Genomic DNA, 11,749 nt, shown 5'->3' with positions numbered 1-11,749 from the left:
TTATTCCAAGTCTTTTTGACCTAAATTCCAAGTCTTTTTGACCTAATCTTGACCAGTTCCTAATTTTATAACCATCCATTTCTTGATATCTATGATATTTAAATACAGGCACATGGGTTTTATCCTAATTAATCCATATTCATTATAGTTTCTGATGTTTTAATCCGTAGAAAAGCCCACTCTTTCCAATTCTGCTCCCCATACATTGGGATTTTCTTCAATGTACTGTTCCAGAAGTTCACGGCATTCCCCCATCCCCATGATTTCAACTTCCACCCCATTTTCTCTTAACAAGTTTTCAGGACCAATTAAGGTAGTGTTTTCACCAATAACCACCCTATGTATTTTGTATAACATTATGGCACCAGAACACATGGTACATGGAGATAAAGTGGTGTATAAAGTTGATTTCTGATAATCAGCCCCCCTAATACGCCCTGCACTTTCAATGCAATCCATTTCACCATGAAGAATAACTGAATTATTTTGCAGCAGACGGTTGTGTCCACTTCCTAAAATTTTACCCTCGGCCACCAACACAGCCCCTATGGGAATTCCCCCCTCTTTGAGGCTTTTTTTGGCTTCAATGATTGCCTGATTCATAAAATAATTATCATCAGATTCTGTTTTAAATTCCATGAAATGCACCCCAGTAAGAATGAGGATAATAATAAAAAAGAAAAAAAATATGCAGCTAAATGCTTCTAAAGCTTTAGTGCATATTTTAGGTTGTTTTCAGGCTACCGAGTATTCTTTCCATGTTTTGGGTGCTGTTAGTATCGGATACATAAGCAGCATAATAAAGACTATTATTTTTGACCCAGAACGCGATGGTAGTATAGTAACCAGAAGAGTCTTTGCTTGTTGATGTGATCATGGAAGCAGTAGCTCCATCCACAGTGACGGATTTACTGGCACCATATCCTTTTGTCTGATATTCCTGAACCAGCTGATTTTGTACACTCTGAATGCTTGCAGTGTCCAGTCCAGATGCAGATATACTTCCAATAGCAAAACCTTCATCGTTACTTCCAACTGCTGCAATATTGTTGGAACCCGAAGGGGTGCTCACTGTTTTTGTTGCATTCTCGCTCCATGTCCCGGGATAACTGAAAGTTACCCCATTGCCGGAGTATGTCTTGTTCGACGCCCACTCATCACTGGTACAACCAGAGGCCATTACCACTAATAAAACAACTGCCAAAATGTAGATCAATCTTTTCATTCAACCACCTACATAGATATTATAATAATTAATTATGCAATTAATCAGATTTATATTAAGCACCTTGGAAGTATCCTTCCGAATTTGTTGCTAAATACGATTGCAATATCTAAAACACAACAATATTAAAAAAAATACAATTTGAAGAGACTTAAATAGAAAAATATTCCCAATATTTAAAGATATCACATTGACCCCTTAAAAATTCCCGTAAAAAAATTAAATATTATCTTAAAATTAAATATTATCTTAAAAATTGAATTTTATTGAATAATATCTTTAAATTTTTCTCAGACAATCGTAAATTAAATTACACTCCAGGCGAGTGGCAAACTTCAGAGCTTTCTCATCCACCCTAAACTCAGGGTGATGATTGGGTTTTGACTCAGATAGTGGACGATCACACAAGGCTGCACCATAATACATGTATAAACCAGGGATTTCTTGGGAAAAATAGGAGAAATCTTCTGATTTTGTTGATGCAAGATAATAAAGGACATTCTTTGCTTGGGCAACTCTTTCCACAGTGGGAAGCATTGCATCATAAAGATCGATGTTGTTAACATTCAGGGGGTAGTGCTGACCATATATTACCTCTGCCTGACAACCATGCATTTCTGCTTTAAGTTCAGCTAACTCTTTGATACGGGTTATTAAAATTTCACGGTTACTTTCATCAAGTGAACGGACAGTGAGCCCCATTTCAGCACCTTCAGGGATTATGTTCACCTTGATTCCTCCCCAGAAGTATCCCACAGTGATAACTGCCGCCCCCTTCTGTAAGTCCACTTCTCGGCTGATGAGGGTTTGCAGGGAATTTATAAGTGATGCTCCAGCAACAATAGGGTCTTTGCCACTCCATGGCTGGGATCCATGGGCCTGTTCTCCCCATATACGTATGAAGATGCTGTCTTGACTGGCGTGAGTGGGTCCCTCCCTGATCATGACTTGGCCCGGGAAACACGTATTGTTAGCATGAAATCCGAATATGGCATGGACTTCAGGATCCTTCAGTACTCCTTCCTGCACCATGCGCATAGCTCCACCATCAACCCCTGTTGGAGCACCTTCTTCAGCAGGTTGGAAAAGGAAAACCACAGTGCCGGGTAATTCTGATTGAAGCTGGCTTAAAACTGTAGCCGTGCCTATGGCCGCTGCAGTACTGGCATCATGCCCACATACATGGGACACAGATGTTTCCTGACCATTATAATCCGTTTTCACATTAGATGCGTATTCAAGACCGGTTTCTTCCTTTACAGGGAGGGCGTCGATGTCCGCCCGGATGGCTACAGTAGGGCCCGGTTTTTCCCCCTTTAAAACTGCTTTTATACCGGTCTTGGCAATATGGGATTGGACTTCCAAATTAGGGAGATTTTCCAGGTGTTTTTGAATATACTGGCTGGTTTCATACTCCTGGTAGGCTAGTTCAGGATGTTGGTGTAGCCAACGGAAAATCTGGATTTGAGGAGCTGTAAATTCAGCGACCAGTTTATCGATACACTCATAGAAAGCTTCATGATTCATTAAAATCACCTTTAAGTCAAATGAAGAACTTTAAAAATTCAATCATAATAATATTTTTAGAATTACCTATTAATTTACTATTCCACAAGGTGGGAGTATAACCCGTTTACAAAAAGATCATTTTCACCAATGTCTTTCCCTCCACTGATACTGAAAGTAAGGGTATAAACCGCGTGCCCACCACATAGACCAAAAATCCATACATATGGTAGCAATCCAGATTTAAAAATAAAAAAATATTGAATTTGAGGTGAAATCCACCATTAATCCTTATCTAATTTTACTCCCATTAAACAATTGGTTAAGGTTTTAATTAGAATAAATTAAAGGTAAGTAGGATTACAGCGCCAACAAACACGATGATTAGGTAGTATAGAATTACTTTATATCCAATTTTCTTCATACTTGCAGAATCATCCTGGGAAGAATAGTATTTGAAGAGAATATATAAAAATAACATTATGGCGAATCCAGAAACCAGCATTGCATAGTCATAAACTACGTTCAATAATAATACGTTACATATGACAAATAAAAAAATTCCAATTAGGATAATTTTAAAATCAAACCGAGATTCAGGGTTAAAAATTAAAAAATTCTTTTTATCAGGTTTTTTATTGGTTTTTAAAGGATTTTTACAGTTGGAACAGATTTCGGCTGTTTTTTTGTTTTTAGTTTTGCAGCGTGGACAAATTATTGTAGATACCAAGATATCACCTAAATCTCAATTTAACCATTTAATTATGAATTTAAATTAATATAAAGTTGATTAAACAACGTTATTTAATCGATTCCCTTTTCAAAGCTAATCTGTTATCTGATTTAATTAATTCAGATATATTAACAATATATTTAATTTTCTAGTTATTGCAATCACTTTAGTTTGCGGTAACTTATCCTAGATTGTTATGCTGTTATAGAATGGGGACTTATAAAATTTACTAAGGTTGAAAAACAATGAATATCCCATTATCAATTCGTAGCTACTACTTGTGAACTCCTCCCCATTATCACCCATAATGAATTAACCAATGAGTTAAACTTTAAAAATTCTTCAAATTCATTATAAAACCAAATAATAGGGAAATATGGGAAATATCCAATATTTAAATTTTATATGGACTATAACGCCACCAGGAAAAAAATAGAACCTACATAATTCTACATGCATTTTTCATTATGAAAAATGATTTTCATAGTTTACCGAATTGATTAATATTGGATTATTTTTTAATTAAGGAAAAAAATGGCCGTTTTATTGGGAAAAAAAGAAATAAAAATCTTTATATATTTTTAATGTAATTTTATAATTAATTAAGGTTAATAATAAAAAAAATCCCAAATAGGGTCAGGTGGTCAAATGTCTAAAGAACTTGAAAAGGAACTACAAGAACAAATTAGAGGAAAAGTTCAAGCTGAAATTGAAAAGGAAATAGAAGAACAAATAAAAGGAAAACCTGATGTAGAAATTCAAAAAGAAATAGAAGAACAAATAAGGGGAAAAGTTCACGCTGAAATCTCTAAGGAAATAGAAGAACAGATAAGGGGAAAAGTTCAAGCAGAGATTCAAAAAGAAATAGAAGAACAAATAAGAGGGAAAAAGTAATTAAATTGTTTCTTCTAAACTATTTTATTTTTTTAACGTCTTTAATATCAATTTTAGTTTTAAATTAAATTTTGTAGATATAATTATTGTTAGATTTCTTTTTAACCCCCTTAAAAATTCTACTTTTTTATTATTGATATGCAAAAATATACATAACGGATATAAGTCTTTCGAAATTGTTTCGTTAACAAAAGTTTATATTAGGATATAATAAGACCATTCTTATGAATACATCATGAATATTCATGTAGGATTTTGAGTTACTAACTCAAAAATAGTTGTAAATCCCATTTTAGGGAAAAAAATGAATCAAAACTAGTGAAAAATCATGATAGATTGATCATCTCTACATGATAATTCATGAATATATTCGAATTGATAGTCGATTAAAAGGAGGTCTATATATATGGCATCGTCGTTTAAATCACCTGCAGATACCGCCAAAGCATGTGTTGGTATCGCAGCGCTAAAAGAAAAAGCCCCTCTGAGTAATTTACTTGTTTTAAGCTTTTTAGCTGGGGCCTACATTGCATTTGGAGGACTTCTGGCAGAAGTTGCTACTGGAGGTATGGCTGCTGCTGGTTATCCTGTAGGATTAGTAAAATTCGTCTTTGGTGGCGTGTTCCCAGTAGGGCTAATGCTGGTCGTTATAGCCGGTTCTGAGCTGTTTACTGGTAATTGTATGTACATGCCTATGGGAGTGCTTCAGGGAGAAGCAAGTATTATGGGTCTTATCCGAAACTGGGTAGGAAGCTGGATATTTAACCTAATCGGTTCAATATTTGTTGCTTATGTCCTAGCATACCTCACCGGTATTCTAACCGCAGACCCTTGGGCAGGAACCGCAGTTACCATTGCAAAAACCAAAGCACTCGGTGGAGCAAAGTTTGTAGCAGCAGGTAAAACTGTCACATCTTTAGACTGGATGACAGTGTTCTGGAGAGCAATTGGATGTAACTGGTTAGTATGTCTAGCAGTTTACCTGGCCATTGCCTCAGATGATATTGTTGGCAAAGTATTCGGAATCTGGTTCCCAATAATGGCTTTCGTAACCATCGGATTCGAGCACGTAGTCGCAAATATGTTCTTTATACCTGTAGGAATATTCATTGGCGGAGTAACCTGGTCACAGATGTTCATCAACAACATGATACCAGCTACTCTCGGTAACATCATTGGTGGAGCAATATTTGTGGGATGTATCTACTGGTTCACTTACCTACGTGGAACCAAAAAAGCAGAAGCTTAATCCGGGAAAGTAATTTACATTGCCATAATTAGGTATTTGTAGATCCCTTTCCATTTTTATTTTTTATTTTTTAAAAAAAAAGGAAGGGTGTCCAAATCCCAAAGTCTATCATGAATGATCATATAGCAAAACATCATTCTCCAGCGTAATATCACTGGAAAAGTTTGATTCAAAAAAAATTATCATGAATATTCATGGATTTTAAAGGAAGGAAGAATTATTACATCATACTTATGATGAGAGGAGGAAGAAAATGAATATCCAATACACACCAACCACATGTCCCTACTGCGGATGCGGATGTGGATTTAACCTAGTAAGTGTCGATGGCAAACTGAAAGGTGTGGAACCATGGAAAAGAAACCCAGTGAATGAAGGAAAATTATGTCCAAAGGGTAACTTTTCATACGAGTTTGTCCACCGAGAAGACAGGTTAACCACTCCTTTAATTAAAAAAGGTGGAGAATTTGTGGAAGCAACCTGGGATGAAGCACTTGATCTGGTTGCATCTAAATTAACCGAAATGAAAGAAGCAAATGCTGAGCAACTGGCTTTCCTATCCTCAGCTAGATGTACAAACGAAGATAACTACGTGTTCCAGAAATTTGTGAGAACTGTAGTTGGAACCAACAACGTGGACCACTGTGCACGATTATGTCACGGTCCTTCAGTGGCTGGACTGGCCCAGACCTTCGGATCCGGAGCAATGACCAACTCACTGGAAAGCTGTGCCCATGCGGATGTGGTGTTCCTGATTGGAACCAACACCCTGGAACAACACCCACTGATGTGGAGAAGAGCATTACAAGCTAAAGAAAATGGTGCTAAAATCATGGTGGCAGACCCCAGATTCACACCATCTGCCAAGCAAGCTGACTTGTACATACCATTCCAATCCGGTACAGATGTAGCATTACTCAATTCCATGATGAATGTGATTATTGCTGAAGGACTGGAAGACAAAGAGTTTGTTGAAAACCGTACCACTGGCTACGAAGAACTAAAAGAAATGGTCAAACAGTACCCTCCAGAAGAAGCTGAAAAAATTACTGGAGTTCCTGCTGATCTCATCAAAGAAGCAGCACTCATGTACGCTAAAGCAGATAATGCTGCCTTACTATTCTCAATGGGTATAACCCAACACACTGTTGGTACTGAAAACGTTATGTCCACTTCCAACATAGCCATGCTCACCGGTAACATTGGCCGACCTGGTACTGGAGTCAACCCACTGCGAGGTCAAAACAACGTGCAAGGAGCATGTGACATGGGAGCACTCCCGGTAGTATACCCTGGATACCAGGCTGTTATTAACGAGGAACTGGGAGAAAAAATGCAAACCTCATGGGGATGTGGTGACCTATCATGTACACCAGGTCTTACTGTCGTGGAAATAATGCACGCCGCTCATGATGGTGATATTAAGGGCATGTATATTATGGGTGAAAACCCCATGGTTTCCGACCCGGACCTACAACACGTTGAAGCCGCTTTAAACAACCTGGACTTCCTAGTAGTACAGGACATCTTTTTAACTGAAACCGCAGCCCTGGCTGATGTGGTTTTACCCGCATTCTCATGGGCTGAAAAAGACGGAACCTTCACCAGCACCGAAAGAAGGGTGCAGTACATCCGAAAAGCCGTAGACGGACCAGGTGAAACAAGAGATGACTGGGAGATAATTTCAGACATTGCTACCAGAATGGGTTCTGAACTCTTTAAATTCAACAGTGCACATGAAATCTTTGAAGAAGTACGATATGTCACCCCCCAGTATGCTGGTATGAACAAGGAAAGGCTGGAAAAACCAGAAGCACTACACTGGCCTTGCCCTGACGAAGAACACCCTGGAACTCCCATACTCCACGCAGAAAAATTCGCAACCCCTGATGGTCTAGGAGTATTCAAAGCCATCGAGTTCAAACCACCAGCTGAAAACCCAGATGATGAGTATCCATTCATACTCACCACCGGACGTATGCTGTTCCACTGGCACACAGGTAGTATGACCCGAAGATCAGAAACACTGGACCGTGAAGTTCCAACTGGTTTCGTTGAAATTAACCCAGAAGACGCAGCTAAACTCGGCGTTAAAAATAAGGAAATGGTCAAAGTTAAAACTCGACGTGGTGAAATCGAAGTACCAGCCAAAGTCACTTCAGACATCATACAGGGAACTGTATTCATACCATTCCACTTTGCTGAATGTGCTGCAAACATGCTCACCAGCGGGGATGAACTGGACCCATTCGCCAAGATGCCTGAACTGAAAGTTTCCGCAGCAAGCATTGAAAAACTGGAGTGATCCCAATGGTTCAAGTAGGCGATATGTATTATGCATGGGGTTCAGACGATGAAATTGCCGCCAGCGGAGAATGTGGTGGGGCAGTAACCACCATATTAAAGTTCCTTTTAGAAGACGGCATAGTAGACGCAGTCCTTGCAGTTAAAAAAGGTTCAGATCTATATGATGCTGTGCCCACACTAATAACCGACCCTGAAGAAATCATAGAAACAGCAGGATCCCTCCACTGCGGAACACTAAACATGGCCAAAGTAGTGGGGAAATACCTAAACGGTGCCAAAGACATGAAAATCGCAGTAACCACCAAACCCTGCGACGCCATGACCCTGGTAGAATTAATCAAACGTGAAGAAGTGGACGGGGACAACCTGCTAATGGTAGGGGTTAACTGTGGAGGAACCATGCCTCCAGTTAAAGCCCGACAGATGATCGAGAAATTCTACGAAACTGACCCAGATGAAGTGGTTAAAGAAGAAATAGCCAAAGGAAAACTGATCATCGAAACTAAAGACCATGAAGAACAGGAAATAAGCATCGACGAACTGGAAGATGCTGGATACGGTCGAAGAACCAATTGCCGGAGATGTGAAATTAACATACCCAGTATGGCTGATATCGCACTGGGTAACTGGGGAGTTATTGGACCACTGGCCGGTAAAGCAACCTTCGTGGAAGTATTTTCCGAAAAAGGTGCCGATGTTCTTGGCAAAGCCATAGAATCTGGAGCTCTCAACACCCAAGAACCAATACCAAAAGGTGTTGAAATAAGGGCCAACATCGACAAAATCATGGCAAAATTAGCAGGTAAATGGCAAGCTAAAGATTTCGACGAAACTAGAGGCGAGATATTTGCCACAATGGCCCAGTACATGGACGAATTCGACAAATGTATCAAGTGCTATGGTTGCAGGGAATCCTGTCCAATCTGTTACTGTGAAAACTGCTGTCTAGAGTCAAATAATGGTCCAGACTGGCTGAGCAAAGAACTCCCACCATCACCACTATTCCATATGGAACGGTTAATCCACATGGTGGAATCTTGTACCAACTGTGGGCAGTGCGAAGAAGTATGCCCTGCCGAAATACCACTGGCAAAAATTTGGCATGAAATCAACCTCAAACTGCAGGAAACCTATGGTTTCACTAGAGGAATGGATGAAAAAATGCCACCATTGTCTTATTTCCCAGCTCCTGGAAAATAAACCAAGAAAAAAATTGAAGGTGGGGAATTATTCCCCTCCCTTATATTATAACCTTAAATTAACACTCTGATCAAATCATTCAAAAAGACCCAGAATATAGGTCATAAATCACGATCTTGAAGCATTGCTACAAGATATAACAAACCACATTTGTATAATCCTTGAATCTGACCTAATATGTCGCTCAAATATATCATCAAATATAATAAAAAAAATTAGAGTCAGGAAGAACATCACCCCCAGCAAAATGCAAGATGTGGTTTGTTATTAATTATTTAATGGAGAAAAAAATGAAACATTATGCAAACTTGGTAAAATTTGCGATTATGAAAAAATATTATCAAAAAGAAAAAAGGAGATAATCATATGGAATGGACCCCTAAAATAATAGTTTTTTGTTGTAACTGGTGTTCCTATGGTGGAGCAGACACTGCAGGTACAGCAAGGATGCAATACCCCCCAAACGTGCGAATAATAAGAGTTATGTGTTCCGGTAGGATAAATCCCCTCTTTGTTCTAAAGGCATTTGATGAAGGAGCTGACGGAGTAATGGTTGCAGGATGCCACTTTGGAGATTGTCACTACGACCGAGGAAACTTCGCATGTGACCGGCGTATAACCGCTTTAAAAACAGTGATGAAGACCTTGGGCCTTGAAGAAGGAAGATTCTACCTTGACTGGATCTCTGCTTCCGAAGGTGAGAAATTCGCCAATGCAATGAAGATGGTGAGTGAACAAGTTAAAGAGCTTGGTCCCTTCTCCTGGAGAAAAAACAAGGCAGAAGTGTAGGGTGATCAAATGGTTCAAATAAACGACATGTATTATGCTATATCCCCTGATGAAGAAATTGCAGCCAGTGGGGAATGTGGAGGCGCAGTAACATCCATTCTTAAGTTTTTACTTGAAGAAGGCATAGTGGACGCAGTTCTCGCCGTTAAAAAAGGTGCTGATCTCTACGATGCGGTGCCCACACTAATAACCGACCCGGCAGAGGTCATAGAAACAGCAGGATCCCTCCACTGCGGAACACTAAACATGGCCAAAGTAATCCATACATACCTCGACGGTGCCAAAGACATGAAAATCGCAGTCACCACCAAACCCTGCGACGCCATGACCATTGTGGAACTTATGAAAAGGAAGCAGATCAGCCAGGATAATGTGGTGATGATTGGTATTAACTGTGGAGGAACCTTACCCCCAGTACAGGCCCGTGAAATGATCGAAAAATTCTACGAACTCGACCCTGACACTGTGGTGAAGGAAGAAATCGCCAAAGGAAACCTGGTAATTGAAACTGCCGATGACACTGAAAAAGAGATCAGCATAGATGAACTGGAAGATCAGGGATACGGACGAAGAACCAACTGCCGAAGATGCGAAACCAACATACCAAAAATGGCAGACCTTGCCATGGGTAACTGGGGAGTAATCGGACCACAAGCTGGTAAAGCCACATTCGTGGAAGTGTTCTCCAAAAAAGGTGCAGAAATCCTAGATAAAGCCATTAAAGCTAACGTCTTGAAAGTACAGGACCCAGTTCCAAAGGGTATTGAGATAAGGGCCAACATCGATAAAGCAATGGTTAATCTGGCTAACAAGTGGCAGTCCAGGAACTTCGAAGAAAGTGACGAGTTAATGAACTTGGACCAGTACCTGGATGAATTTGACAAATGTATCAAGTGCTACGGTTGCAGAGAAGCATGCCCCATCTGTTTCTGTAAGGAATGTTCCATTGAGTCAGAATCTGTTAACTGGGTGCCTAAAGGAGAAATTCCCCCATCACCAATGTTCCACTTTGTGAGAATGTTGCATATGGTGGATTCCTGTACCAACTGTGGACAGTGCGAAGAAGTATGCCCTGCCGAAATACCACTGGCCAGGATCTTCCATAAGATTAACGTGGAACTACAGGATGTCTTTGACTACCACCCTGGATACGACGTGGAACAAAAACCACCTCTTTCTGTGATAGACAAAGAACCTAGTGAGGAATAAAATAACCTCACCCTTACTATTTTTTTTATTTAATTAGTTGTAGAACTTTGGATACCTGAAGTGATAATCTCTAACTTTGATAGCTTACTCAAATGTTATGGTGATAAAAATGATGCTTGATGAAGTATTAAAAGCTAATGAAGAGTTTGTTAAAGATTTCGAACCTAAAAAAATGAGTCACATGCCCCAAAAGAAATTGGCCATTGTGACTTGTATGGACACCCGGCTTACCGGGTTTTTGGAACCTGCAATTGGAATTGAAAGAGGAGATGCCAAGATAATCAAAAATGCAGGGAATACTGCAGTTGACCGGGATGTGATCCGATCTGTGGCCGCAGCCATCCACGCTCTGGGGGTGGAAGAAGTAATGGTAATTGGTCATTACGACTGTGGGATGGCCAATGTTGACCCGGAAAAACTGGAAGCCAATATGAAGACCAGGGGTGTGGATGAAAAAGCACTTTCTGAGGTAAATCTTAAAGATTGGATAGGGGCAATTGATGGAGAAGAAGAGAATGTGATGGTAGTGGTGGAAAAAATAAAGGAATCACCATTTATTCCAGATGATGTGCCAATCCATGGTCTTATAATTGACCTCTATGATGGTAAATTAAAAGTTTTAGTTGAAGGATAAAAC

11 protein-coding genes are annotated in these 11,749 nt (G+C 39.6%); 7 read left to right on the top strand and 4 right to left on the bottom strand.

Going from position 1 to position 11,749, the window contains the following annotated elements:
- Nucleotides 1–159: 159 nt before the first annotated feature.
- From BK009_RS10355 to BK009_RS10340, 4 genes are all read right to left on the bottom strand, one after another.
- Complete coding sequence (locus tag BK009_RS10355; RefSeq protein ID WP_100905097.1) at nucleotides 160–639, bottom strand: nucleoside deaminase; 480 nt, start codon at nucleotides 637–639, stop codon at nucleotides 160–162.
- An 85-nt stretch (nucleotides 640–724) separates the two neighbouring features.
- Nucleotides 725–1,225: a hypothetical protein gene (locus tag BK009_RS10350; protein ID WP_100905098.1), complete on the bottom strand. Its 501-nt coding sequence runs from the start codon at nucleotides 1,223–1,225 to the stop codon at nucleotides 725–727.
- 279 nt (nucleotides 1,226–1,504) lie between these two features.
- Nucleotides 1,505–2,752, bottom strand: coding sequence for a M20 metallopeptidase family protein (locus tag BK009_RS10345; RefSeq protein ID WP_100905099.1), 1,248 nt, complete (start codon nucleotides 2,750–2,752; stop codon nucleotides 1,505–1,507).
- Between the two features lie 313 nt (nucleotides 2,753–3,065).
- Nucleotides 3,066–3,461, bottom strand: coding sequence for a zinc ribbon domain-containing protein (locus BK009_RS10340; RefSeq protein ID WP_100905100.1), 396 nt, complete (start codon nucleotides 3,459–3,461; stop codon nucleotides 3,066–3,068).
- Between the two features lie 651 nt (nucleotides 3,462–4,112).
- Between BK009_RS10340 and BK009_RS10335 the strand changes: the two genes are divergently transcribed.
- The 7 genes from BK009_RS10335 to BK009_RS10305 all read left to right on the top strand — a co-directional run bounded on the left by BK009_RS10335 (nucleotide 4,113) and on the right by BK009_RS10305 (nucleotide 11,746).
- A complete protein-coding gene (locus BK009_RS10335; protein WP_100909542.1) occupies nucleotides 4,113–4,358 on the top strand; it encodes a hypothetical protein in 246 nt (81 codons plus the stop codon).
- A gap of 406 nt (nucleotides 4,359–4,764) precedes the next feature.
- On the top strand, nucleotides 4,765–5,607 hold the full coding sequence (locus tag BK009_RS10330; protein WP_198517209.1) for a formate/nitrite transporter family protein: 843 nt from the start codon (nucleotides 4,765–4,767) through the stop codon (nucleotides 5,605–5,607).
- Nucleotides 5,608–5,860: 253 nt separating this feature from the next.
- Nucleotides 5,861–7,912 carry a formate dehydrogenase subunit alpha gene (gene fdhF, locus BK009_RS10325; RefSeq protein WP_100905103.1) on the top strand — a complete coding sequence of 684 codons (2,052 nt, stop codon included), beginning with the start codon at nucleotides 5,861–5,863 and terminating at the stop codon, nucleotides 7,910–7,912.
- 5 nt (nucleotides 7,913–7,917) lie between these two features.
- Nucleotides 7,918–9,114, top strand: coding sequence for a Coenzyme F420 hydrogenase/dehydrogenase, beta subunit C-terminal domain (locus tag BK009_RS10320; RefSeq protein ID WP_100905104.1), 1,197 nt, complete (start codon nucleotides 7,918–7,920; stop codon nucleotides 9,112–9,114).
- A gap of 366 nt (nucleotides 9,115–9,480) precedes the next feature.
- Entirely contained in the window at nucleotides 9,481–9,903 is a 423-nt protein-coding gene (locus BK009_RS10315) for a hydrogenase iron-sulfur subunit (RefSeq protein ID WP_100907282.1), read from the top strand.
- Between the two features lie 9 nt (nucleotides 9,904–9,912).
- Entirely contained in the window at nucleotides 9,913–11,112 is a 1,200-nt protein-coding gene (locus BK009_RS10310; protein WP_100905105.1) for a Coenzyme F420 hydrogenase/dehydrogenase, beta subunit C-terminal domain, read from the top strand.
- Nucleotides 11,113–11,221: 109 nt separating this feature from the next.
- Nucleotides 11,222–11,746 (top strand): beta-class carbonic anhydrase, encoded by a 525-nt coding sequence (locus BK009_RS10305; RefSeq protein ID WP_100909541.1) that lies wholly within the window; start codon nucleotides 11,222–11,224, stop codon nucleotides 11,744–11,746.
- Nucleotides 11,747–11,749: the final 3 nt, after the last annotated feature.

Source organism: Methanobacterium subterraneum (assembly GCF_002813695.1).
Lineage (GTDB): Archaea > Methanobacteriota > Methanobacteria > Methanobacteriales > Methanobacteriaceae > Methanobacterium > Methanobacterium subterraneum.
Note: the sequence above shows the minus strand (reverse complement) of the source record. Positions and strands in the feature narration are given on the sequence as shown.

What these genes read in the sequence shown, in the direction of transcription:
- BK009_RS10335 (WP_100909542.1), top strand. Translation starts at nt 4,113, where the DNA reads ATGTCTAAAGAACTTGAAAAGGAACTACAAGAACAAATTAGAGGAAAA.
- BK009_RS10345 (WP_100905099.1), bottom strand. Translation starts at nt 2,752, where the DNA reads ATGAATCATGAAGCTTTCTATGAGTGTATCGATAAACTGGTCGCTGAA.
- BK009_RS10330 (WP_198517209.1), top strand. Translation starts at nt 4,765, where the DNA reads ATGGCATCGTCGTTTAAATCACCTGCAGATACCGCCAAAGCATGTGTT.
- BK009_RS10310 (WP_100905105.1), top strand. Translation starts at nt 9,913, where the DNA reads ATGGTTCAAATAAACGACATGTATTATGCTATATCCCCTGATGAAGAA.
- BK009_RS10350 (WP_100905098.1), bottom strand. Translation starts at nt 1,225, where the DNA reads ATGAAAAGATTGATCTACATTTTGGCAGTTGTTTTATTAGTGGTAATG.
- BK009_RS10320 (WP_100905104.1), top strand. Translation starts at nt 7,918, where the DNA reads ATGGTTCAAGTAGGCGATATGTATTATGCATGGGGTTCAGACGATGAA.
- BK009_RS10315 (WP_100907282.1), top strand. Translation starts at nt 9,481, where the DNA reads ATGGAATGGACCCCTAAAATAATAGTTTTTTGTTGTAACTGGTGTTCC.
- BK009_RS10305 (WP_100909541.1), top strand. Translation starts at nt 11,222, where the DNA reads ATGATGCTTGATGAAGTATTAAAAGCTAATGAAGAGTTTGTTAAAGAT.
- fdhF (WP_100905103.1), top strand. Translation starts at nt 5,861, where the DNA reads ATGAATATCCAATACACACCAACCACATGTCCCTACTGCGGATGCGGA.
- BK009_RS10355 (WP_100905097.1), bottom strand. Translation starts at nt 639, where the DNA reads ATGGAATTTAAAACAGAATCTGATGATAATTATTTTATGAATCAGGCA.